Origin of the sequence: Microbispora sp. KK1-11 (genome assembly GCF_006874435.1) — a bacterium.
GTDB classification, from domain to species: domain Bacteria; phylum Actinomycetota; class Actinomycetes; order Streptosporangiales; family Streptosporangiaceae; genus Microbispora; species Microbispora catharanthi.
On record NZ_VIRJ01000006.1, the window covers coordinates 108,141 to 131,208 of the forward strand.

The following is a 23,068-nucleotide window of genomic DNA, read 5'->3' on the forward strand; positions in this document are numbered from 1 at the left end:
GTAACGTGCCAGGTGAGCCGGGTGGGGACACATGACGGCGGCCACGAGGCCTTATTGATCATCTGATTACCGGGGGGAATCAGATGAGCGGGTGGCGGGGATCCTCGGTGCGGATCCGCTTGACGGTGCTGGCGAGCGCGGTGATGGCGCTGCTGTGCGCCGTCGCCGTGCTGCTGGTCCTCGGCATCCTGCACGGCACCGCTCAGCGGTACAAGACCGACGAGATCACCACCACCGCCGTACGCCTCGCCTACCAGGCCAAGCGCGACCGGCTGCCTCCGGTGCTGCTGGACCCGGGCGTGGCCGGCGTGCAGGTGATCGACCACAGCGGCCGGATCGTCTCCGTCAGCGACACCCTGATCGGCCGCCCGCGCATGGCCGCCTTCCGGCCGGAGCTGACGACCCCGGAGACGAGCAAGGTGCTGTGCGCCTCCCCGGCGTTCCCTGACCGGTGCATGGTCGTCGTCGCGTTCCGCTTCCACAACACCGGCGGCCTGTGGACGGTCTACGCGGCCGACGACACCGTGCCGTGGTACGTCAGCGGCCCGCTGCTGGCGGCGCTCATCGGCGGCTCGCTCCTGCTGGTCGCGCTCAGCGCGCTCGGCACCTACCAGACCGTGCGCAAGGCGCTCGGCCCGGTGGAGGCGATCACGTGTAACCTGGCCAGGATCACCGCGACCGACCTGAGCCAGCGCGTGCCGGTGCCGAAGTTCCACGACGAGATCCGGCGGCTCGCCGAGACCGCCAACCAGACCCTGGACCGGGCGGAGACGGCCGTCGAGCGGCAGCGGCGTTTCGCCTCCGACGCCTCCCACGACCTGCGCAGCCCGCTGACCGCGATGCGTACGGAGATCGAGGAGGCGTTGCTGCACAGCGAGGACGCCGACTGGCCGACCACCGGGCGCGCCCTGCTGAGCAGTTGCGACCGCCTGCAGGCGCTCGTGACCGACCTGCTCCAGCTCGCCCGGCTCGACGCCGGCACCCCGCCCCGGCGTGAGCCCGCCGACCTCGGCGGCCTCGTCGCCCGTGAGCTCGACCGCAGGTCGCGCAAGGTGGAGGTGGTGCGGCGGCTGACGCCCGGCGTGGTCGTCGTCGGCGACCGGCTGGCCCTGGCGCGCCTGCTCAACAACCTCCTCGACAACGGCGAGCGGCACGCGGTGTCCAGGCTCTCGGTGACCGTGCGGCGGGAGGGCGGCAAGGGCGTGCTGGAGGTGCTCGACGACGGCACGGGAATCCCGCCCGACAAGCGGGAGCTGGTCTTCCAGCGCTTCACCCGGCTCGACGCCGCCCGGTCGAAGGACGCCGGCGGCACCGGGCTCGGGCTGTCCATCGCCCGCCAGATCGCCCAGGCCCACGGGGGGACGCTCACGATCGAGGACAGCGACCAGGGCGCCCGCTTCGTGCTGCGGCTCCCGCTCGCGCCCGCCCGCTGACGGGTCAGTCCTCCTCGGGTGCGACGATCACGGTGGGCACCGGGGCGCGCAGGGCCTCGGCGACCGCCTCCTCCAGCTCCCCCGGCGTCTTGACGGCACGGCCCCGCGCGCCGTACGCGGCGGCCAGTGCGGGGAAGTCCGGCGCGTGCAGGTCCACGGCGACCGGCCGCATGCCCCGCTCCCGCATCTCCTCGCGGATCTCCCCGAAGCCGCCGTTCGCGAAGACGACGACCGGCAGGCTCAGCTCCAGCTCCACCGCCGTGGCCAGCTCCTGCAGGCTGAACTGGAACGCCCCGTCGCCCGCCAGCGCCACCACGGGGACGTCGGGCCGGCCGAGCTTGGCGCCGATGGCGGCCGGCAGCGCGAAGCCGAGTGTGCCGAACCCGGTCGGGAACAGGAACCGGCCGGGCGGGTCCATCGGCATGCCGACGAGCGCGCCGTGGTAGACGCACATCGAGTTGTCCCCCACCACCACGGTCTCCCGCGGCAGGGCCCGGCGCAGCGCCGCGAGCTGGCCCGACCACCTGCGGGTGAGCTCCTCGAGCTCCGCCTCGTGGCCGGCGCCGGCATCCCGCTCCCTGCGCGGACGCGGCACGACGCCCTGCCGGTCCAGCCGTTCGGCCAGGCCGCGCATGGCGAGCTCCGCGTCCGCGACGATCGCGACGTCGGCCACGTGGTCGCCGTGCATCTGCCCCGGGTCGATGTCGACGCGCACGAGGCGGCCGGAGAGGGCGAAGGCGTCGTCCCACAGGTCGGCCGGGCCCAGCTCGGTGCCGACGGCCAGCACGACGTCGCATTCGGCGAGCCACCGGCGGACGGCCGCCAGGTGCAGCGTGGTGCCGAGCGCCAGCGGATGGCTCTCCGGAACCGCGCCCTTGCCGTTGACCGTGGTCACGACCCGCGCGCCGAGCCGTTCCGCCAGGCGCATCGTCAGGCGCCCCACCGGAGGCTCGTCCTCGCCCTGGGGCCTCTCACCCGGAGACTGTGCGCCGCCGCCGAGCACGAAACCCGGGCGGCGCGCCGTGCGCAGCAGCCCGGCCGCCGCGTCGAGGGCCTCAGGATCGGGCTCGCGGCGGGTGATCCGGTAGGGCGGGACGATCTTGACAGGGCCCTTCAGGTCGAGCAGGTCGAAGGGGATCTCGATGTGGACCGGCCGGGGGCGTCCCTCGGCGAAGCGGCCGAAGGCCCGGGCGACGGCGGCGGGGATCTCCCGCACCGTCGTCACGCGGTGGCTCCAGGCGCACAGCGCGTCGATCGCCCGCGACTGGTCCCTGCTCTCGTGCAGGTAGCCGCGGCCGTCGCGGGGATGGCCGGTGGGGACGCCCGGCGAGACGAGCAGGATCGGGGAGGAGTCCGAGTACGCCTGCCCGAGAGCCGTGGCCGCGTTGACCACGCCGGGCCCGGTGGTGGTGACGACGACGCCGGGCCTGCCGGTCACCCTGGCGTACCCGTCGGCGGCGTATCCCGCGCCCTGCTCGTGCCGGGGCGTCACGCAGCGCACGCCGACCCGGTCGAGCTCCTCGTAGATCGCGAGGTTGTGGGTGCCCGGAATGCCGAAGATCGTGTCGACGCCGTGCAGCCTCAGTGCCTCGACCAGGGCGCGCGCCCCCGTGGGCGTCGTGATCGTCCCCGCAGGGGGGATCGGGTCATGGCCGTCCACGTATCACTTCCCGGGAGAGCGGAGGGGTTTCCCTTGGGTTTCCCAAAATGGTTTCCCCCTTCCAGGCGCCGCCCTACCGTTCCGCGTGCCGGATTTTTCAGAAACGGGGACGGGGGCGCGTTCCCACCTCGTGTTCGTCCGATCCGTACGTCAGCACATTTTCAATGGACTTCACGGCCTGGCGCACCATCCGGTGCATCGCCTCGGCGGTGTGGGAGGCGATGTGCCCGGTGACCAGGAGACGGTCGGGGAAATCCCGCCGCAATTCGCCGGCCTCCTCGCATTCCTGACCGTAGAAGCCGTCGAAGACCGCCATGCTGACGCGGCCTTTCTCCAGGCCGGCGTAAAGGGCGCCGGGACTGACGATGGCCGGGCGGGCGGTGTTGACGAGGATCGCGCCCTCCGGCATCCGGCTGATCACCGACCAGTCGATCATCGATCTGGTCTCGCCGGTCTCCGGCACCATGACCACGAGGATGTCGCTGCCCGCGGCCAGGTCGAGCAGGGGCAGGTAGGAGATGCCGAGGTCCCGCTCGGCGTCCGGATTGCGGGTGCGGCTGTAGTAGGACACGCGGACGCCGAACCCCCGGCGCAGGATCTCCGCGATCCGCCGGCCGTTCGCGCCCAAGCCGATTATGCCGACGCTGCGGGCGGCGAGTTCGTGGGGCAGTTCGTCGGAGCCCTGCCAGCCGGGGACCCGCTCGCCCAGATGCCGGGGGATGCCCAGGTTGGCGTTGACGATCTGCGCGACCGTGAACGTGGCGACCGCGTCGGTGGCCGCCCCCGGCGTGTTCGTGACGGCGATGCCCAGCCGGTCGGCCGCCGCCACGTCGACGAAGTTCTCGTAGCCCACGCCGAGGAAGGCCACGACCTTCAGCGTCTTCGCCTTGCGCAGCACCCGCGCGCTCGCCCGCTCCTCGCCTCCGTGCAGGTAGGCGACCGCCCCTCGCAGCTCGCGCGCCAGCAGGTCCTCGGTCAGCGGCGACGCGGGCCGCCGCACCGTGAGCCCCTGCCTGGCGAGCGGCTCCAGCAGCCCCGTGTCGATGCCGGCGCCGGTCACCAGGACCGTCCCGTCCCTGCGCGCCGCTCCGATCGCCGGCCGCGGCTGCGCGGGACGATAGTCCGTTATATCCCTTGGAGCCGCAGTTTGGGACATTTCAAATATCTCTCAGACTTAGGACATATATGTCTGTTTTTCTCTGTGGTATCTCTCCAATCACGACAACCAGGCGGTGCATGAAATACCACGGATGGTCCAGGCGACGGAGCAGGAATCCAATGGTATAAGGGTTGTGGTGGTTCCGTCTCCACCTGAATCGGAAAAGGAAACCCCTAGGGAGGGTCTGGGGACCCCGGCCTCGGTCCCGCCCGGCCACACGAGCATGCCTTTCTCCTTGACGGCAGCACGGAGAGGGCGCACGGGACGGCGCAGTCGCAGAGAGGGCCGCACATGAAACTCCAGCCGCGACAGCAGCTTCTGGAGCTGTGGGAGGCGGCCGCGCGCGCCTCCTACCGGGACGGCGTGTGGACGTGGGGCGGCCGGGACGGGTCGAACTCCATCTCCGACGCGGAGCAGCTTCTGTGCTTCATGTACCCGGCCTCGGAACTGCCGGGCTTCCGCCTGGACACGCCGGACGAGACGGCCGACGACGTGCTGGCCGCGCTCGCGGTCCTGGGCGACTCGGTGGAGATCCCCAAGCTGCTGCTGCGAGTGATCGGCCAGTATCTGCGCACCTACACGGCCGAGGACGGGCGGCCCCTGTTCTCCGGCGGCAGCTACTTCCGGCCCTTGGACGACGAGGCGAAGGTCACCCCCGAGCAGCTCCAGCTCGACGTCGTCGACTCCTTCTCGATGTCGGTCACGCTGGCGCTCGGCACACTCGGCTTCCTCAAGGTCTTCCGCCAGAGCGTGCGGCGCGAGTCGATCCGCCGCGAGATCCGCGAGCTGGAGGACCTGGCCAGCAAACGGCTGTCGGCCGCGATGGCGGGCCTGCTGCGCAGCTTCACGGTCAACGCGTTCGACCCCGGCTCCACGGCGGGCCGCGCGCTGCTGCGCACCGTGAACCAGACCGGCGCGCCCACCCGCCGCGTGCTCGAGGACCTGCGGCGCGAGCTGCGGCCCGTACGGGCCGGCCTGCGCGACCTGACGATCGGCTCGGGCAGCCAGGTGGACCTGGACAACGAGAACCTGCTGTTCGAGTGCGGCTGGACGTGGGGCATCGTGAAGGACGCCCCCGACATCGTCACGCCGCTCGACATCGGGCCCCAGCCCAAGGGCGTGGCCGCCGACACGCCGTTCCTGTACTTCACCGTCAACGCCCTCGTCGGCATCGCCGACCTGTTCTCCGCCCGCACCCGCGTCCTGAGCCTGCTCAACGACGACCAGATCACCCTCGCCCAGGCCATCCAGCGCCGCTGGGACCTCACCCAGTCCTACTGGCGCACCATCGCGACGTACGGACGGGGCACCTGGCCGCTGGAGGACATCCCCTGGCGGACGGTCGACGAGAAGGAGTCGGACTACTACAGTCTCGGCGTCACCGCCATGGTCGTGCAGAGCCTGGTCAACAACCGGGCGGCCGACGTCGACCTCGGCCGGGTCGCCGCCGTGCTGGAGGAGCTGGCCGTCCGCGCCAGGATCATCCGCAGGGCGGTGCCGGGCGACCCGCCCGTGCTCATGCACTCCCCCGGCGTCCCGATCAACCTGCACGGCAGCGACGCGCTCGGCCCCCACCTGCTCTGGGTCGTCTCCGACTTCGCCATCACGCTGCTGAAACGGACCATCTGGGCCGCCTCCATCGCGCAGAACACGCGGATGCGCGAGCGGCTGCTCGCCCTCGCCGACCAGATCTGGCGGCACATCATGCTGCGCCGCCAGACGGACGGCCCGGCCGCCGGGTTGTGGGACCAGCCGGCCAACGTCTTCACCGACATCGAGGTGCGCGACGAGGAGCCGTCCTGGTACTTCAGCGAGCGGGTCGTCGAGTTCCTCGTCTCCGCCGCGACGTCCAGCGGGGAACCGCCGCTGCGCAGCCCCCAGCTCGTCGAGCTCGCCCTCCAGATGCTCGGGGAGGCCGAGCACCTGCTTGACCAGGAGCTGGTCACCCGGCCCCTGGTGGGCGGGCAGACGATCCAGCCCAAGCTGCGCTCGATCCAGGCGTCGCTGCAGCGGGCCAGGGCGATCGTCAGCGACCGGCCGGCCACCGCCCAGGCGCTGATCAACGACGCCCTGCTCGGCCTCGAACGGCTGTCCGCCGCCCGCGACAGCGCGTCGGAGGCGATCTAGATGCTTGTCTTCGCGATCTCCGACAAGGGAGGGACCGGGCGCTCGGTCACCGGCACCAACATCGTGTACCGCCACGCCCTGCAGGGCAACGACGTCTGCTACCTGGACTTCGACTTCGGCTCGCCGACCGCGGGCGCCATCTTCAGCGTCAGCGCGGTGGCGCGCGGCACCCGGGAGAACGGCCTGCACCACTACCTGCGGGGCGAGTGCCCGCAGCCGCGGCGGGTGGACGTGTGGGCCGAGTCCGACCGCGAGGGGCTGCGCACCCGCCCGCCCGGCGCGGGACGGCTCGTGCTGCTGCCGGGCAGCGAGGGCGGCGGCGAGCTGTCGGCCCTCACCGACGAGGTCGTCGGCCGCTGCGTCCAGCTGCTCGGGCGGCTGGACGAGGAGTTCGACCTCTGCGTGGTCGACGTCAGCGCCGGCCGCTCGTTCACCGCCGAGCTGGTCCTGGCGGCGACCGTGCGGATGCCCGCGATCCCGTTCCGCTGGCTGGTCTTCCATCGCTGGACGCGCCAGCACATCATCGCGGCCGACGGGCTCGTCACCGGCGCCGACGGGCTGCTCGACGTCGGCACCAGGTTCGGCCACGACCCCGAGGACCTGCGCGACCGCATCCGCTTCGTGCGCACGGCCGTGCTCGAACCGGACGCGGCGGAGCTCGTCGGGCTGCGCGACGAGCAGCGTGCCTGGCTCAGCGCGTGCGACAGCGAGCTGCGCGAGCTGGCGGGCCGCCACGGCGTCGGCCGTACGGCCATGCTCGGCAAGATCCCGCTGGACCCGGTCCTGCAGTGGCGCGAGCAGCTCATCACCGACGAGGACGTGCTGGCCAGCAAGATCGCCAACGCGGAGACCGCCGCCGCGTTCGACGATCTCGCCAAGAAGATCGTCGACGACAGCGCGTGGGAGGGCCTGTGACGCCGGTGCACGCGACGTTCGGCGAGGTGGCGGCCGAGCGCAGGATCGCCTCCGTCCCCCTCTCCCATGTGTCCGTCGAGCTCGGGCACCTGTACATGGAGGACTACGAGGCGGGCCCCGACCGGCTGCGCGAGCAGTTCCGCAGGGTCGCGCCGTGGCTCGCCACGGTCCGCTCCCTGTGGCGGGAGCGGGTGCCCGGGGGCCGGGCCCGGGTGAGCACCTGCTTCCTCGTGGACGACTACTTCAGCCGCTTCAGCACCCCCGCCGAGCTGGTGCCGATGGTCCTCGAGGCGGCGGCCGAGCACGACCTCACCATCGACTACCTGGCCCGGGAGTCGGCCTGTGCCCAGTTCGAGGACGCGCAGTCGGGCGGCGTCGAGCTGGCCCGGCTCGTGGAGGACCGGCTCGTGGACGACCCGCCGCCGGAGACCGACGGGTCCCGCCCGCCGGTGAAGGAGACGGGCTGGCTGTGCAACGGCTCCCGCTCGCCGCGCACCACGCCGATGCAGGCGATGGGGAAGACCCGGCCGTGGGAGCCGCCGGCGCAGAACGCCAAGCGCGGGCACTCGATCTTCGTGGACGTCGAGCTGTGGGACGAGAGGGGACCGCGGCGCACCTGGTCGTGTCCCTTCCTCGCGGCCGTCTGGCAGCTCCTGCGGCTGGGGCTGCTGCGCAGCGACGGCCAGGTGCCGCTCCCGCCGGTCGCCCTTGACGGCGACTGGCCCCGCGACTGGGGCGGGCTGCCCGCGGTCGTCCGGCTCAACCCCCAGGCCGCGCCGTTCAGCGCGTACACCACGCTGTCCGTCCTCTCCCCCCGGTTCCTGCCCGTCGAGCTGGCCGTACGGACGATCCTGAGCCAGGTCGCGGTGGACGACGAGGTCCTGCGGCAGGTCGCCACCCGGAGCGAGAGCGAGGGAGTCCGGCTCGAAGAGGAGCTCGTCGACCGCATCTCCTACGTCTTCGTCTGAGGGGCCCGATGCTGGTGATGGGGGAAGTCCACACCGGGCTGCTGCAGAACTCCGGGGAGATCTCCGAGTCGACGTGCCGTCAGGTGCTCGGGCTCATGGCCGGGGAGACCGTGCGCGTCTCCCGCCGTCCCATCGTCCACGCACTGTCGCCGGAACGGCTGACCGGGGTGGACTGCGCGCTGCCCACCGCGTCCCGTTCCCGGGTGAGGGGCGTCGGCACGGTGGTGTCCCGCTGCGCGGTGACCGGGGGCCGGGTGGCCCAGGGATCGTCGTACGTCCGGGTGGTGCGCTCGGAGGCCGACCGCAGGCTGCCCTGGTCGCACTACCTGGCCCGGCCGGGGGTCGTGGAGGTCCTGGGGAAGGCGAAGGCGGCCGACCTCGCCGAAGGGTTCACCGGCGACTTCGCGCCCGGCTGCCTCGATCTGGGGGCCGTCAGCGGTCGCTTCCTCGACCTCGTGCAGGCGTCCCCGCTGCTGGACCGGCGGGCCCCCTTCAAGATCCCGCGGACGAGCCTGCGGTGGGTGGCCGAGACCGGCGAGCCGTCGATCCGGTTCACCCTGCACACCGAGCAGGACCGGACGCTGCGCCTGACGCATCCCGGGCCGTTCACCCCCGCCGTGGTCGACCTGTGCGAGGACCTGGCGACGCACGACTGGCTGCTGACGTCGCTGCTGGTCATCGTCGAGCGGGCGCGGATCGGCGGGACGCCGGGAGCCCAGGCCGTGGCCCGCCTGGCACCCGCCATCGACCACCTCATGCACCTGTGGATGCCCGCGGCCCGGGTCGAGGAGTGGCTGACGCCGTTCTGGGAGAGCCTGGAGCGGCGGCCGGGGTTCACCCGGCAGTGGCGTTCCCTGGTCGACCGGGTCCGCGACCAGGTCGCGATGAACACCCTGGCCCTGCTCAGCGCGACCGCCGAAGCCGGACGGAGATGACCGTGACCGGAGCAGCACCCGAGCCCTCCCCGTCGCTCGTCCCGAGGATCGTGCGCAAGGTCCTCGTGACGGTGCTCGTCGGCGGCGTGAGCTACCTCGTGAGCAACGCGCTCATCCACGGGCCGAACGAGGACCTGTGGAGCCTGCTGCTCGCGACGTTCATCAGCGGCGTCGTCTTCGTCGTGCAGTTCCTCGCGGACGTGGACGACCAGCTCGAGACCGTGCTGCAGGAGCAGCGCAGGCAGCACACGAAGACCCACAATCTGGTGGCCGACAGCTTCGCCAAGATCAACGAGGCGAGCAAGCTGTTCGGCGTCGTGGAGATGTCCGCGCTGGAGACCAGGGGCGTGGCCGAGCTGGTGCAGAACGCCGCCAAGATCCGCGACGACATGCCCGACCTCGTCAAGAGCCTGGTGCACCACGAGGTCACCCGGATGGCGAAGTTCCTCGGCGAGCTGTCCGACGGCAGGTACGCGCTGTACGAGGGCGAGGACCGCGACTGGCTGCTCGCGCTCGCGCGCAACGCCCGGGTCAGTCTCGACGCGATCAGCCTGACCAGCGTGGACGCTCGCGACACCGAGTTCGAGGGCGGCTTCTGGCACACCGACCTCGGGCAGCGCTACGTCAAGCTCCAGCGCGACCTCGTCCAGCGCGGGGCGCGGGTGCGCCGGGTGTTCGTCGTGGATCGTTCCGAGCGGCTCGACTCCGAGGAGTTCCGCCGGGTGTGGAAGTGGCAGACCACGGTCGGGATCGAGGTGCGCACGCTCCTCCTCGCCGACGCGCCGCCCCTGCTGCGCGGCTCGCTGTCCGACTTCATCCTGTTCGACGGGGTCGTCTACTACGAGTCCAACCCCGCCCCGCAGGTCGGCGACGGCATCGCCCCGGTGATCCACAGCACGATCCTCGTACAGGACCGGGAGAGGGTGCGGGAGCGGGCCGAACGGTTCACCGAACTGTGGGAGGCGGCGACACCGGCGGCGTAGGCGGAAGCGGCGCGGGCGGGACCGGCGCGGGCGGGAAGGGGCGGTCGGGCCGGCAGACGGCGAGCAGTTCGCTCTCCCGGGCGCCGGCGGTCCCGCCGACCAGGGCCGCCACCAGCTCCGCCGTGACGGGGGCGAGCGTGACGCCGAGGCCGCTGTGGCCGGTGGCCGCCACGACCCGGCCGTGGTCGTCCACGTGGCCGAGGATGGGCATGTGGTCGGCGCTGCCCGGCCGCAGCCCGGCCCAGCGCCGGCCGATGGGCCAGGTGGCCGCCTTGGGCATGAGGGCGGCGACGCCCCGCCGGATCTCCTCGATCGCCGCGGCGGTCACCGTCACGTCGCCCACGTTCTCCTCGTAGGTGACGCCGACGGCCACCCTGCCGTCGTGCCGGGGGACGAGGTAGGGGAAGTACTCCCGGCCGTCCTGTTTGATCTCCGCGAAGACGTGGTGGCGCAGCGGGTAGGTGACTGCCCCGGGCGGGCGGACGTCGAACGCCACGCCCTTGATGGGGAACAGGTGGGCGCGGTGGCTGGGCAGGAAGGTTCCGCTCAGGTGTCCGGCCGCGACGACGGCCTGCTCCGCCGACACCCGCCGGCCGTCGTGGAGGTCCACCTCGACACCGTGGGGCCCGGTCCGCAGGCCGGTGGCGCGCACCGCGCTCAGCACCCGGATCGGCGTGCGCCCCGACAGCACGGCCGTCGTCAGGGCGGCCATGAGCACCCGCGGGTCGAGCGCGAGCTCCTCCGGCAGCAGGAAACCGCCGACCACGCGCTCGCTCAGCAGCGGTTCGAGATTCCTGGCGTCGGCCGCCGTCAGCCGCTCGACGGCGAACGGCGAGTTCTTCCACTGCGGCAGCACCTTGGACTCCAGGCGCTCCATCTCGGCCTCGTCCAGCGCGACCTGGATGTCGCCGCCGTCCAGCACCGGGACCTCGACGCCGGAGTCGGCGCGGATCTCCTCCAGCCACTGCGGGTAGACGTCGCGGCTGCGCTTGATGACGCTGCTGAGCGGGCCGAGGCAGGAGGGCTCCGTCTGGGTGAGGATGCCGCCCATCGCGCCGTCGGAGGCGCCGAGCCCGAGACGCTGCCCCGCGTCCACGAGCACCACGCTCGTGCCGCGCGCGGCGAGCCTGTGCGCGATCGCGCAGCCGATCACGCCACCACCGATGATCACGACGTCACAGGTCTCAGGCACGCGGGCTCCAATTCGCCGTCCCCTCGCTTCGACAGTAGGCGAGGGAGGGCCGTTCAAGAAGGTCACACACGGGTGACCTCGCCGAACTGTACCGCGCGGGAATCTTGCCGGCCGGGAATTCCGCCGAGTGGCGGCACGGCGGCCTCTTCCCCGGTTATTGGATGAGTCGTACAATTGCGGCGCCGGAAGGGAGGGCCGCATGTCCGCCGCGCCGAAGACCACCACGACCAGGGAAAACGACGATCACGTCGCCGACCGGAGCGCGTACGAGGCCGTCGTCGAACGCCTGTCGAAGGCCTCGGTCGACAAGCACTGGGAGCCGTACGTCGACATCCCCTGGGAAGACCCGGAGTTCCACGTGGACCAGACCGACCCGCGCTGGGAGCTGCCGCCGGTCGACAGGCTGGGCGGCCATCCCTGGTATCGAAGCCGGCCGCCTGAGGTCAGGGCGCGCATCGGGCTCTGGCGGGTCGCGACCGCCATGAAGATCGGTCTGCAGTTCGAGAACCTGCTCAAGCGCGGGCTGCTCAACTACGCCTACCGGCTGCCGAACGGCTCCCCCGAGTTCCGGTACGTCTACCACGAGACCATCGAAGAAGGTCATCACGGGATGATGTTCCAGGAGTTCGTGAACCGCACGAAGCTCCCGATCCGCGGCATGCCAGGGCCGCTCAGCCTGCTCGCCCAGGTGGTGCCGTGGATTCCGCTGATCTCCACCGAGCTGTTCTTCATCTTCGTGCTGGGCGGCGAGGACCCGATCGACCACGTGCAGCGCACGACGCTCAAGAGCGGGCGCATCCGGCATCCGCTGGAGGAGACCATCATGCGCATCCACGTGGCGGAGGAGGCGCGGCACATCTCCTTCGCCCGTCACTACCTGCGCCGGCGGGTGCCGCGCATGCCGCGCTACCGCCGCGCCGCGCTGAGCCTGATCACACCGCTGATCATCGGCCTGATGGCGCGGATCATGCTGTCCCCGCCCGGTTCCATGATCCGGGCGTTCCGGATCCCTGACGACGTCGTGCGCGAGGTCTACCTCGACAACCCCGAGACGGCCGCGCAGACCCGCGACTCGGTGGCCAGAACGAGAGAGCTTTGCGCTGATCTGGGCATGATGAACCCGATCAGCCGCCGTTTGTGGCGGGCGCTGGGCATCTGGGACGAGCCGAAGGCTCAAGCGAGGGGAAACGTGTGAGGAAGACCGCCGTCGTCACGGGCGGGGCGTCGGGGATCGGGCGGGCCGTCGCCGCCGAGCTCGTCCGGCGCGGCGCCCTCGTCACGATCGCCGACGTCCTGGGGGCCGAGGACGCCGCCAAGGATCTCGGCTGCGCGGGCGTCGTGTGCGACGTCTCCGACGCGCAGGCCGTGCGCGAACTGGTCACCGGCGTGGCGGCCGAGCACGGGCGGCTCGACTTCCTGTTCAACAACGCCGGCATCGCGGTGGGCGGCCGTGCCGAGGAGTTCACGCTCGACCACTGGAACCGGACGATCGACGTGAACCTGCGCGGGGTGGTCCACGGCGTGCACGCGGCGTACCCGCTCATGATCGAGCAGGGCTACGGGCACATCGTCAACACCGCGTCGCTGGCCGGGCTGACCCCCGCGCCCATGATGCTGCCCTACACGGCGACCAAGCACGCCGTCGTCGGGCTGTCGCTCGCGCTGCGGGCCGAGGCGGCGGCGCACGGCGTGAAGGTCAGCGTGGTCTGCCCCGGGTTCACCGACACCCCGCTGCTGGACAACGCCAACCCCGGACTGCCGCAGACCGAAATCGGCCTGCGCGCCCGCACGACGGCCGTGCGGGCCCAGGGCCGCCTGTATCCCGTGGAGTCGCTCGCCCGCGACGTGCTGCGCGGCGTGGCCAGGAACCAGGCGCTCATCGTCGCGCCCGCGTCCGCCCGCGCCACCTGGCGGGCCGTACGGCTCTCGCCCGCCCTGGCGGTGCGGGCGGCCGGCTCCGCCTTCCGCCGCATCATGCGCTGAGTCAGGGCGGGCTCACGGGCCGAGCGGCAGGTACTCGAACCAGTCGAACGCGGCGACGTTGGAGCTCGGGCGGCCGTTGGAGCTGGCGTACATGCCGATGTAGGCGCCGGTGAAGCCGCCGGCCACGGCGCTGCTGAGGATCCTGCCGTCCACCGGGTCGCCGAGGTCGGTCCACTCCCCCGGCGCCACGGCGTACCTGGCCTGGTAGGCCTGCCCCCGCGCCTCCACTCCGAGGTAGAGCCGCCGCTGGCCGGGCACCCGTACGGAGGCGAGCAGGTCGTCGCCGCCCGCCTTCCTGCGGACGAGTTCGAGGCCGCGCGCGGTGCGCACGAGCAGCACGTGGTGGTCGTCGTTCTGCACGAGCGCGAGACCGGCGCACTCCCCGGCCGCGGGCGCGAAGTCGAGCGCGGCGTGGACGGCGAAGTCCATGTGCTGCTGTCTGCGGGCGACCAGGCTCGGGTTGACCCGCTGGGCCAGCGTCTCCGGCCGCAGCCGCAGCCGCAGGCGGCTGTCGCCCAGGCTCCAGTAGGGCGTGCGCGGGGTACGCAGGTGGTTCCAGACGGGTGAGAGCCGGTCGGCGTCGAAGTGGTCGCAGGCGGGGACGGCGGGCCAGCGGTGCTCGGGCAGCGCCGGTCCCGCGGCCGCGGGCGCGACCTGCGCGGCGACCGGCCAGCCGTCCTCCCAGGAGACCCGGGTGAGGAACGTCTCCCTGCCCAGGTTGTCGCCTCTCAGGTTGCCGGCGCCCAGGTCGCCCGGGGTGCCGTACGGGCGCGTGGCCAGCAGCACCATCCACCACTCGCCGTTCTGGGTCTCCACCAGCTCGGCGTGGCCCGTGCAGGCGATGGGGTGGCCGAGGCCGAGATGCCGGTGGGTGAGGATCGGGTTGCGCGGGTTCGGCTCGTACGGCCCGGTGACGTGGTCGGCCCTGGCGACCACGACCGCGTGGTCGTACGACGTGCCGCCCTCCGAGGTCAGCAGGTAGTACCTGCCGCCGATCTTGTACAGGTGCGGTCCCTCGCACCACACGGCGCCCCGCTGGGCGGCCTCCCAGACGACCCGCTCCTCGCCGCGCGGCTCCAGCGTGGCCGGGTCGAGCTCCAGGAGGTAGACCTCGGTCTCGCCGGGGTAGCGGGCCGCCTCCTTCTCCCTGGTGCCCGTGAACCAGAGCCGGCCGTCGTCGTCGAACAGCAGCGAGGGGTCGATGCCCCGGGTGCCCGGCAGCCATCGGGGCTCGCTCCAGGGGCCCGCGGGGTCGGTGGCGGTGACGATGAAGTTGCCCGGCCGGTCCACCAGCGTGGTGATGACGTAGAAGACGCCGTCGTGGTGGCGGATGGTGGCCGCGTAGACGCCGCCCGAGGGCCGCATGCCGTCCAGGTCGAGCTGGGACGGGCGGTCGAGCACGTGCCCGAGCTGCCGCCAGTTGACCAGGTCGCGGCTGTGGAAGATCGGCACGCCTGGGAACCACTCGAAGCTGGAGGTCACCAGGTAGTAGTCCTCGCCCACCCGGCACACCGATGGGTCGGGGTGGAACCCGGGGATGACGGGGTTCCGGTAGTCCCACCCGTCGACTTCGTCGATCATTCGTCCCTTCCTCGAACGTGACGGGCCCGGTCCCCCATGCGGGGAACCGGGCCGTCCGGCACCGGCACTGGCGCGCCAGAGCCTTTCAGCGCGGGGCCTCCCTGCGCCAGGCCCCGCCTGCCGGGCTCCGCTGTTCCGGTCGGTGCCGGAGCCCAGTGACGAGCCCCCTGTGGAGCTCAGCGCCGCAGTTGCAGCACGCCCCAGTGGCTGGTGTCCCGGTATCCCTGCCCGGTGGCGTCGTTCCAGGTCACCGCGCTGGTCCTGGCGGCGCCCGTGGCGTCGTTGACCTGGACGTCGAAGCCGAGCAGCGTGCCGTCCCGCAGCGTGATCGTGGGCAGCTTCACGGCGGCCTCGATCACGTAGCCGCCGGGGACGGCCTTGGCCGCGGCCTTCAGGTTGCCCGCGACGGCTGCGGGGTCGAGCGGGCCTCCGACCGACGCCTTCCCGGAGAAGCTGATCCGATACTGGCCGTCGTCGTCGCCGTAGCCCCTGGTCTTGCCGTTGCCGGGATCCACGAAGAACTCGACGGAGTCCTGCTCCCACGAGTTGGCCGACTGCTCGCTGAGCGTGGGGTCGGCGACCTGCGCCAGCAGGTACAGCGTGTCGCCGCTCCACAGGGCCCGGGCCCGCGCGGTCGCCCCCGACGTGCCCTGGATCCAGGTGGCGGTGCGGATCTCCGGCGCCGCCGCCCAGGCCCGGTCGACGGCGCCGTCGACCACCGGCTGCCGTCGCGGTGCGGTGGTCAGCTTCACCGCGGGCGTGGCCGTGACCTTTCCGTTCCAGGAGGTCTGCGAGCCGCCGGAGGCGTCCGTGACCGCCACGGCGACGCCGGTGCCGTCTTCTCGGGAGGGCCCGATCGGCAGCCGCGCCTCCACCCGGTAGCCGCCGGTCGTCTTCTTCACGGCCGCGTCGACGCCGCGCGGGTGGCCGCCGTCGCGCCGGACGGCGTACGGCGTGCCGCCCACGGTGAACGTGACCCGGTCGCTCCGGTCGTCGCTCGGGTCGCGCACCTCGGCCAGGACGTACAGCCACTTGGCCGACGAGCGGGCCTGGAACCCGGCCGACACGTCACCGACGCGGGCGATGGGAGCGTCGGGCAGCAGGTCCCATTCGAGGTCGCGCCTGCCGTCCACCGTGGGGCTCGCGGCGGGAGCCTCGAGCCTGCGCACCAGCGGCGGCAGCTTCGCCGGGTCCACGACGCCCCAGTAGGCCGGCTTGGCCTGGAGCTCGTCGTCGAAGAGCAGCGGGGCGTTCAGCCGGGTGATCGGGAAGGTCGACAGCCAGGTGGCGTCGTCGGCCAGGCCCCACACGGTGACCGAGCTGAGTTGCGCCTTGTGCCTGCGGAAGACGTCGAACAGCTCCTTGTAGCGGTAGCCCTGCTCGGCGAGCACCTCGGCCGGCACCTCGTCGTAGGTGGAGACGAAGTCGGGGTAGACGCTCACGTCCAGCTCGGTGATCTGCTGGTCCACCCCGAGCGTGGCGAACGCCGAGATCGTGTCCTCGACGTCCGACGCCGGCGGCTGCTCGATGTTGAGGTGGAGCTGGTGGCCGACGCCGTCGATCGGCACGCCCTCGGCCTTCAGCTTCTTCACCAGGTCGTACAGCGCCTGCCGCTTGCGCGGGAACTCGGTGTTGTAGTCGTTGATGAACAGCTTGGCGGCCGGGTCGGTCTCGTGCGCGACGCGGAAGGCCGTGCGGATGAAGTCCAGGCCGGTGATCTGGAACCACTTCGACCGGCGCAGGCCGTCGGGTTGGTTCTCGTCCACCACCTCGTTGACCACGTCCCAGACCGCGATCTTGCCTTTGTAGCGGCCGACCAGCGTCTTCACGTGGTTCTCCAGCCGCTTCAGCAGCAGCGCCTTGTCCTCAGGCGAGGAGGTGAGGTCGCGGTCGCCGTCCTTGAACACCCAGTCGGGCGTCTGGCTGTGCCAGGCGAGCGTGTGCCCGCGGAAGGTCAGCCCGTGCTGGACGGCGTAGTTCACCAGGTAGTCGCCCTCGGCGAAGGTGAACTCGCCCTCGCGCGGCTCGGTCGCGTCCCACTTCAGGTCGTTCCCGGGGGTGACCCCGCTGAAGTGCTTGAGCAGCAGGTCGCCGTGCTCGCCGAGCGTCTGGGCGCGGGCGACGGCCGCCCCCAGGGTGAACGGCACCTCGTCCTTGAGCGAGGGGATGTCCGTCTGGATCGGCTTGGGCTCGACGTACGTCAGCGTGAAGTCGTCCAGGTAGAAGGGGAACGTGCCGGCGTCGGACTCCACGTAGACGCTGAGGAAGTCCACGTCGTAGGCGAGCGTGTAGGTGCCGGTGAGCTGCACCCACTGTCCCTGGGGGACGGCCTTCGGCGCGGCCACCCGCTCGTAGCTGGGGGTGCCGTTCGTCCGGCGTTCGATCGACAGGCCGAGGGTGCCCGAGGTCGTGTCCGGGCCGAGGCGCACCCAGGCCGACAGGGTGTACTTCGACCCCTTGGCCATCTTGCCGAGCACGCTGATCGCCGGGCCGTCCCAGGAGGCCGAGCGGCCGGTCACCGCGAGGCTGCGGGCGCCGCCGTGCGCGGCGTCCGTCGTGGCCGCCAGGGACGCCGAGGCGCGCGGCGACCAGCCCTGGGCGGTGCCGGTCTCGAAGTCGGTGCTCAGGCCCGAACGCGCGGGATCGGTGTCCGAGGTGATGACGATGTCGTCGATGTAGTACTTCGCGGTGGCCTCGGAGCTCTCGGCGTAGAGCTGCAGGCCGGTGGAGTCGGCGCCGAAGGAGTAGGTGCCCGACAGCTCGGCCCAGCCGCCGTCGGTCACGGTGGCGGCGGCCACCCGTTCGTAGGTGGTGTCGCCGCCGTCGGGTGTGCGCTGCACGGTCAGTGCGATCGTGCTCGACGGCTCCCCGCTCACCATCCGGGCGTACGCCGTGACCTGGTACGTGACGCCCTTCTGGAAGGGCGGGCTGATGGACGCCCCGTGCCAGGTGGCGGTGCGGCCGGAGGTGAGCAGGGAGCGCGACCCCGAGTGCGCGGCGTCGGAGGTCGCGCCGACCTCGACCCCGTCGCCTCTGGGCCCCCATCCCTGGGTGGTGCCGTCTTCGAAGTCGTACTTCGCGACCTGCACGGCCGCGGCGCCTGCGGGAGTCGCACTCGCCGCGACCGCCGGCAGTCCCATGACCGTGCACAGGACTACCGCGGCCGCCCGGTGAAGGAGGCTGCGCATCGGGGGGTCTCCTCGTGCCGCGCTAGCGCGCGGTCAGGTTGTCGGCGAGAAGCCGGATCAGGGGCTCGCGCCGCGTGCAGGTGGACAGGGCGAAGGAGTCGGCGAGCGCGAGCAGCTCGTCGTCGTCCAGTCCGCGGAACAGCTCGGCGTACTCGGGAAGCAGCGCCTGGGCGATCAGGATGTGCCGGATGAGGTCGTCGGTCTGGTAGCGGGCGCCCCACGGGTAAGGGTCCCAGGAAGGGAACTCCGTGTCGATCAGCCGGTGCAGCGGCGCGAGCTCGCTCGCCGTCTCCTCCATCGTCGAGCCCCACCGGTCGGCGCCGAGCCGCTTCTTCTTCGCCATGAACGGCCCGAACCGCTCCATGTAGGACCCACCCGCGCAGACCAGGCCCTGCAGTCCGACGTCCTTGTAGGTCCAGATGGACCAGCCGGCCTCGTACGCGTCGAAGATCTCCAGCTGGTCGCGCAGGATCTGGTAGCGCTGCTCGTCCACCGAGGGGTCGCCGGTGTAGACGGGCCCGAACTCGCCGACCCAGATCGGCGTGCCGGTCTCCCGCTGGAAGGCGGTGCGGCGGGCGAAGGTGCGCTCCAGCTCGTCGCGGTCGCACCACTCGCCCCGGGTGAAGCCCGGGTAGGGGCCGCCGTGGGCGAACCCGGCCAGCGCGTAGTCGTGGCAGACGAACACCGTGTTCTCGTAGACCTCGTGGAAGACCGAGAAGTCGGTGGAGTAGGTGTTGCCGTCGAGGAACAGCACGTGGGCGGGGTCCACCGCACGCAGCGCCTTGACCAGACGGTCGTAGAAGGGCCCGACCATCCGGCCGCTGGGGTCGGCCGGTTCGTTGATCGGGTTGTAGCCCGCCACCCACGGGTTGTCCTTGTAGTGGTCGGCCAGCGCCTCCCACAGGTGAACCGCCCGGTCCTGGAAGTGCCGGTGCTCCCAGAAGGAGGCGACGTGGGTGGGGTTGTCGGAGTGCCAGTGCTGGTTCTGCGCCCCCGGGAGCGCGTGCAGGTCGATGACGCTGTAGACGCCCCGCTCACCCAGCATTCCGATCACGCGATCGAGATGGCGGAAGCCGCGCTCGACGATCTCCATCGGCCGGTCGTCCGCCTCGAAGTGCCGGTAGTTCACCGGGATCCGCACGCAGTTGACGCCCATGTCCCGCAGGAGGTCGGCGTCGGCCTCGGTGAAGAACGAGGTCAGGAAGCGGTCGAAGAACATCTCGTAGCGTTCCTCGCCGAGCACCTGCCGCACCGCCGCGCGCATCGAGGACTCGTTGGCGGGGTAACCGGTGATGAAGTTCTCCATGTTGAGCCAGCCGCCCAGGCCGACCCCCCGCAGCCTCACCGGGTCGCCCGCCTCGTCGACCAGCCGGGATCCGGACACGCGCAGCAGCGTCATCGATTCTCCTCAATCCTCGAAACCGGCGGCGTGGCCGGAGAGCGACGGCCCCCGCCTTCTCCTCCGCTACCCGCTGTCGACAGTCGCGCTGAAAGTTTCGGCTAACATCCGAATGTTTCGTGGTCCGGAGAATAAGTAAAGCTAAGGTTAAGCGTCAAGGGCACTCTGAGCTTGATCACGGCGGTCACGCGTCCCATCAGGGGGAACCGGTTCAGGTTTCCCGAAACTTTCGGCTACGATCTGCTTCATGCCAGTGAAGAGGCGGGTGACCATCGCCCAGATAGCGGAGGAGGCCGGAGTCTCCGTTCCGACCGTGTCCAAGGTGATCAACGGCCGTCCCGAGGTCGCGCCGGAGACCCGTCAGCGGGTGGAGCGCCTCCTGCAGAAGCACGGATACCAGCGCAGGACGGGGCAGGGCGACGGCCCGGTCGGTTTACTGGACCTGGTGTTCGCCGAGATCGAGAGCCCGTGGGCCATGGAACTGGTGCGCGGGGCCGAGCAGGCGGCGCACGAGGCCGCCGCCAGCGTGGTGATCTCCGTGCTGCACACGCACGCGGGCCCCGGCCGTGACTGGCTGGAGCGCATAGCGGCGCGGCGCACGGACGGCGTGATCATCGTCAGCTCCCGGCTCTCGGTGCGCCAGCAGGGCCAGCTCAGCGCCCGTTCGATCCCGTTCGTCGTCGTCGACCCCGAGGGCGAGCCGCCGCCCGGCGTGGCGTCGGTCGGCGCGACCAACTGGCACGGCGGCCTCGCGGCCACGCGCCACCTTCTCGACCTCGGTCACACCCGGATCGGCATGATCGGCGGTCCGCCGGACATGCTGTGCAGCCGGGCCAGGATCGACGGCTACCGCGCCGCGCTGGAGACCGCCGGGGTGTCCATCGACCCCGAGCTCATCCGTTACGGCGACTTCCTGGTCAACTCGGGCCACGACGCCGGTCACGCGCTGCTCTCGCTGGACAACCCCCCGACCGCCATCTTCGCCGGCAGCGACATGCAGGCGTTCGGCGTGTTCGAGGCGGCCCGGCAGCGGGGCCTGCGGGTGCCCGAGGACCTCAGCGTGGTCGGCTTCGACGACCTGCCGCTGTCCCGGTCCGCGTGGCCGCCGCTGACCACCGTGCGCCAGCCCCTGGAGGAGATGGCCGCACTGGCCGCGCGGATGGTGCTGGCCATGGGCCGGGGCGAGAACACCGAGGCGCGCCGCGTCGAGTTGTCCACCGACCTGGTGGTCCGGGAGAGCACCGCACGGCCCCGGTGAAACCGGGCTCGTCCCATGATCGTCCAAAATGGGAGCGCTTGGACGAATGGGGGCAGGATGACCGACGAACACGCTAAGGTTTCTGCGGATATCGCCGGGTTCGCGGGACGGGGCTGACGGTTGCGGAGTTCGCGTGGAGCGGCCGTCATGGCATTCGCCGCGGCGCTCATGCTTCTGGGAGGTTCCGGGTCGGCGGCCCTCGCGGCGCCGGTACGCCATGGGACCGGGACAGCAGGGACCGGGACGGCGTGGCCCGGGACGGTGCGGGGCGCGGAGCACGCGGTGGCCGCCCCTGCGTCGGCGGTTCCCGGCAGGCGGGCGGCCGGGGTGGCGGAAGGGCCGTCCGTCGAGGAGCATCCCTGTCCTGTCGCCGTGCCGTCCGGCACGACCTGCGGCTACCTCCTGGCTCCCGAGCGGCGTGACGTCCCCAACAGCAGGACCATCAAGGTCGGCTACGCGGTGCACCGGGCGTCACAGGCCTCGGGACAGGCCGCCGACCCGGTCGTCTACATGAGCGGCGGGCCGGGATCGGCCTCGCTCCAGCTCACCGGGTTCCTCGCCCAGATGTTCCCCGACCGCGACGTGGTCGTCCTCGAACAGCGCGGCGGGCGCTACTCCGAGCCCAGACTGAGCTGCCCCGAGATCGTCCGCGGGGTCGTGGACACCCTGCGCACGCCCGGGCCCACGTCGGCCGAGACCGCCCCGCTCGCGCGGCAGGCGCTGGCCTGCCAGTCACGCCTTGAGGGCGAGCACGTCGACCTGCGCGGCTACCGGACCGCCGAGATCGCGTCCGACGTCGTGGACCTGCGGGCCGCGCTCGGCTACCCGCGGTGGTACCTGTTCGGCGTCAGCTACTCCACCCGTCCGATGCTGCTGGCGGCGGGGCGCGACCCCCAGGGCACCCGAGGGGTCGTGCTCGACTCGCTGCTTCCCGCGAGCGCCCGCTGGTACGACGAGTCGTCCGCCGCCCTCTCGGCGACGATGACCAAGCTGGGGATCGCCGCCCGGTTCGACGCCATGGTGAAAGCGCTCAACGCGCACCCCGCGACGTACGAGACCAAGGACCCGCTCACCCGCAAGCGGCTGACGGTGCAGCTCAACGGGGACGACGTGGCGACGATCCTCGGCGAGGCGCTGCACGAGACCGACGTGATCCCGATCGTGCCGGCCCTCGTGGACGGGCTGGCCTCCGGCCGCACCGAACTGCTGCAACCCCTGGTCGACGCCGCCGGCGACGGGCTGACCTCGCACGAGTGGGGCCTGTACTACGCGGTCCAGTGCCAGGACGAGACGCCGCACAACTCCTTCCCCGATTCTCGGGGCCCCCGGCTGTTCACGGGGGTCGTCGACGCGGCGGTCTGCGACGCCTGGGACCTGCCCGCCGCGCGGGCCGAACCCGACCTCCTGGCCCCGGGCGGGTGGGTCACCACGGTCGTGTCGAAGAGCGCCTCCTCGGAAGGGGCCTCCCCGCAAGGGGCCACCCCGGCCTCGTCGGACGGCACGTCGCCGGAGGCGGCGACGGCCGCGACGCCGCCGGTCCTGGTCCTCGGCGGCCAGTACGACCCCACCACCCCGCCGGAGGCCGCGCGGCAGGCGGTGTCGGCCGTACAGGGCGCGCGGTTCGCCGAGTTCGCCGGGGTCGGGCACGCCGTCTTCCTGTCGAGCGCCTGCAGCCGCCAGACGATCGCCGCGTTCCTCGACGACCCGGCCGCGACGGCCCGCGCATGCGACCCCGGCGCCGCGCCGTACCCCATCGTGCGTCCGGGCGACCTGCTCCTCACGTCGTCGGCCTACCGGCTGTCCCGGTCGCCGATCCCGCTGGGGGTCCCCGCGGCCTTCCTGCTCGTGTCGGCCGTCCAGCTCGTCGCGGGGCTGGTCTCCCTGCTGCGCAGGCGCGGCGGCGGGCTGAGCGCGCTCGCGGGCCTGGCGGGCGTCGCGCTGTGCGGGCTGTCGGCGCTCAGCCTGTCGGGGATCCAGGACGTGACCACGCTGGCGATCGGGGTGCCGCACGCCCTGGCCTGGTATGGCCTGCTGGCCCTCGTCTCCACCGGGCTGTCGATCGTCGAGGCGTTCCGGCTGAACGCCGCCGCCGCCCGGATCGTCCCCGCCCTGACCGGCCTCGCGTTCCTCGCCTGGCTGTACGGCTGGCTGCTGTCTTGATCAAGCTCGCCTTAAGCGCTGATTAAAAGGAAAGTTTCTTAATAGAGAGCATTGACGCGGCTGGTCCGGCGGCTTACGTTCCGATCAACCCCTGGGGGGCGGGGTGTGGAAGATCGGCACTTCGCCT

General features: G+C 71.8%; 16 protein-coding genes. 10 read left to right on the forward strand and 6 right to left on the reverse strand.

Translation table 11 applies throughout. The features are described 5' to 3' along the window. Positions 1-107 precede the first annotated feature (107 nt). Complete coding sequence (locus FLW16_RS11420; RefSeq protein ID WP_260615170.1) at positions 108-1,433, forward strand: HAMP domain-containing sensor histidine kinase; 1,326 nt, start codon at positions 108-110, stop codon at positions 1,431-1,433. Positions 1,434-1,437: 4 nt separating this feature from the next. Here the strand turns inward: FLW16_RS11420 and FLW16_RS11425 are convergent, their stop codons facing one another. Both FLW16_RS11425 and FLW16_RS11430 read right to left on the reverse strand, forming a co-directional pair. Next, on the reverse strand, positions 1,438-3,093 hold the full coding sequence (locus FLW16_RS11425) for a thiamine pyrophosphate-binding protein (protein ID WP_260615171.1): 1,656 nt from the start codon (positions 3,091-3,093) through the stop codon (positions 1,438-1,440). Positions 3,094-3,190: 97 nt separating this feature from the next. Next, a complete protein-coding gene (locus FLW16_RS11430; RefSeq protein WP_185949367.1) occupies positions 3,191-4,153 on the reverse strand; it encodes a 2-hydroxyacid dehydrogenase in 963 nt (320 codons plus the stop codon). A gap of 390 nt (positions 4,154-4,543) precedes the next feature. Here FLW16_RS11430 and FLW16_RS11435 point away from each other — a divergent pair, with 390 nt between their 5' ends. Genes FLW16_RS11435 through FLW16_RS11455 form a run of 5 tightly spaced genes read left to right on the forward strand, consistent with a single transcriptional unit; the run spans position 4,544 to position 10,180 of the window. Then, positions 4,544-6,379, forward strand: coding sequence for an SCO2524 family protein (locus tag FLW16_RS11435; protein ID WP_142559974.1), 1,836 nt, complete (start codon positions 4,544-4,546; stop codon positions 6,377-6,379). After that, on the forward strand, positions 6,380-7,294 hold the full coding sequence (locus tag FLW16_RS11440; protein WP_142559975.1) for an SCO2523 family variant P-loop protein: 915 nt from the start codon (positions 6,380-6,382) through the stop codon (positions 7,292-7,294). Further along, positions 7,291-8,262: an SCO2522 family protein gene (locus FLW16_RS11445; RefSeq protein WP_185949368.1), complete on the forward strand. Its 972-nt coding sequence runs from the start codon at positions 7,291-7,293 to the stop codon at positions 8,260-8,262. The genes FLW16_RS11440 and FLW16_RS11445 overlap by 4 nt, the downstream gene beginning before the upstream one ends. Positions 8,263-8,270: 8 nt before the next feature. Further along, positions 8,271-9,197, forward strand: coding sequence for an SCO2521 family protein (locus tag FLW16_RS11450; RefSeq protein ID WP_142559976.1), 927 nt, complete (start codon positions 8,271-8,273; stop codon positions 9,195-9,197). A 2-nt stretch (positions 9,198-9,199) separates the two neighbouring features. Further along, positions 9,200-10,180, forward strand: coding sequence for a phosphatidylserine/phosphatidylglycerophosphate/cardiolipin synthase family protein (locus FLW16_RS11455; RefSeq protein WP_142559977.1), 981 nt, complete (start codon positions 9,200-9,202; stop codon positions 10,178-10,180). On the opposite strand, the gene FLW16_RS11460 is transcribed toward FLW16_RS11455, so the two are convergent. Beyond that, a complete protein-coding gene (locus FLW16_RS11460; RefSeq protein ID WP_185949369.1) occupies positions 10,143-11,372 on the reverse strand; it encodes an FAD-binding oxidoreductase in 1,230 nt (409 codons plus the stop codon). The genes FLW16_RS11455 and FLW16_RS11460 overlap by 38 nt on opposite strands. A 199-nt stretch (positions 11,373-11,571) precedes the next feature. Here FLW16_RS11460 and FLW16_RS11465 point away from each other — a divergent pair, with 199 nt between their 5' ends. Both FLW16_RS11465 and FLW16_RS11470 read left to right on the forward strand, forming a co-directional pair. Then, positions 11,572-12,567, forward strand: coding sequence for a diiron oxygenase (locus FLW16_RS11465; protein WP_142559979.1), 996 nt, complete (start codon positions 11,572-11,574; stop codon positions 12,565-12,567). Further along, complete coding sequence (locus tag FLW16_RS11470; RefSeq protein ID WP_142559980.1) at positions 12,564-13,355, forward strand: SDR family oxidoreductase; 792 nt, start codon at positions 12,564-12,566, stop codon at positions 13,353-13,355. The genes FLW16_RS11465 and FLW16_RS11470 overlap by 4 nt, the downstream gene beginning before the upstream one ends. 12 nt (positions 13,356-13,367) lie before the next feature. Here the strand turns inward: FLW16_RS11470 and FLW16_RS11475 are convergent, their stop codons facing one another. The 3 genes from FLW16_RS11475 to FLW16_RS11485 all read right to left on the reverse strand — a co-directional run bounded on the left by FLW16_RS11475 (position 13,368) and on the right by FLW16_RS11485 (position 19,523). Then, positions 13,368-14,936 (reverse strand): glycoside hydrolase family 43 protein, encoded by a 1,569-nt coding sequence (locus FLW16_RS11475; RefSeq protein ID WP_142559981.1) that lies wholly within the window; start codon positions 14,934-14,936, stop codon positions 13,368-13,370. Positions 14,937-15,112: 176 nt separating this feature from the next. After that, complete coding sequence (locus FLW16_RS11480) at positions 15,113-18,124, reverse strand: endo-1,4-beta-xylanase (protein WP_142559982.1); 3,012 nt, start codon at positions 18,122-18,124, stop codon at positions 15,113-15,115. A gap of 22 nt (positions 18,125-18,146) precedes the next feature. Continuing rightward, positions 18,147-19,523, reverse strand: coding sequence for a glycoside hydrolase family 5 protein (locus FLW16_RS11485; protein ID WP_142559983.1), 1,377 nt, complete (start codon positions 19,521-19,523; stop codon positions 18,147-18,149). Between the two features lie 247 nt (positions 19,524-19,770). Here FLW16_RS11485 and FLW16_RS11490 point away from each other — a divergent pair, with 247 nt between their 5' ends. Beyond that, positions 19,771-20,781 carry a LacI family DNA-binding transcriptional regulator gene (locus FLW16_RS11490; RefSeq protein ID WP_079316791.1) on the forward strand — a complete coding sequence of 337 codons (1,011 nt, stop codon included), beginning with the start codon at positions 19,771-19,773 and terminating at the stop codon, positions 20,779-20,781. Between the two features lie 147 nt (positions 20,782-20,928). Next, positions 20,929-22,941: an alpha/beta fold hydrolase gene (locus tag FLW16_RS11495; RefSeq protein WP_142559984.1), complete on the forward strand. Its 2,013-nt coding sequence runs from the start codon at positions 20,929-20,931 to the stop codon at positions 22,939-22,941. Positions 22,942-23,068: the final 127 nt, after the last annotated feature.

Coding starts and splice junctions, on each gene's coding strand:
- FLW16_RS11485 (WP_142559983.1), bottom strand. CDS start 19,523: ATGACGCTGCTGCGCGTGTCCGGATCCCGGCTGGTCGACGAGGCGGGC.
- FLW16_RS11465 (WP_142559979.1), top strand. CDS start 11,572: ATGTCCGCCGCGCCGAAGACCACCACGACCAGGGAAAACGACGATCAC.
- FLW16_RS11495 (WP_142559984.1), top strand. CDS start 20,929: ATGGCATTCGCCGCGGCGCTCATGCTTCTGGGAGGTTCCGGGTCGGCG.
- FLW16_RS11490 (WP_079316791.1), top strand. CDS start 19,771: ATGCCAGTGAAGAGGCGGGTGACCATCGCCCAGATAGCGGAGGAGGCC.
- FLW16_RS11435 (WP_142559974.1), top strand. CDS start 4,544: ATGAAACTCCAGCCGCGACAGCAGCTTCTGGAGCTGTGGGAGGCGGCC.
- FLW16_RS11440 (WP_142559975.1), top strand. CDS start 6,380: ATGCTTGTCTTCGCGATCTCCGACAAGGGAGGGACCGGGCGCTCGGTC.
- FLW16_RS11475 (WP_142559981.1), bottom strand. CDS start 14,936: ATGATCGACGAAGTCGACGGGTGGGACTACCGGAACCCCGTCATCCCC.
- FLW16_RS11480 (WP_142559982.1), bottom strand. CDS start 18,124: ATGCGCAGCCTCCTTCACCGGGCGGCCGCGGTAGTCCTGTGCACGGTC.
- FLW16_RS11450 (WP_142559976.1), top strand. CDS start 8,271: ATGCTGGTGATGGGGGAAGTCCACACCGGGCTGCTGCAGAACTCCGGG.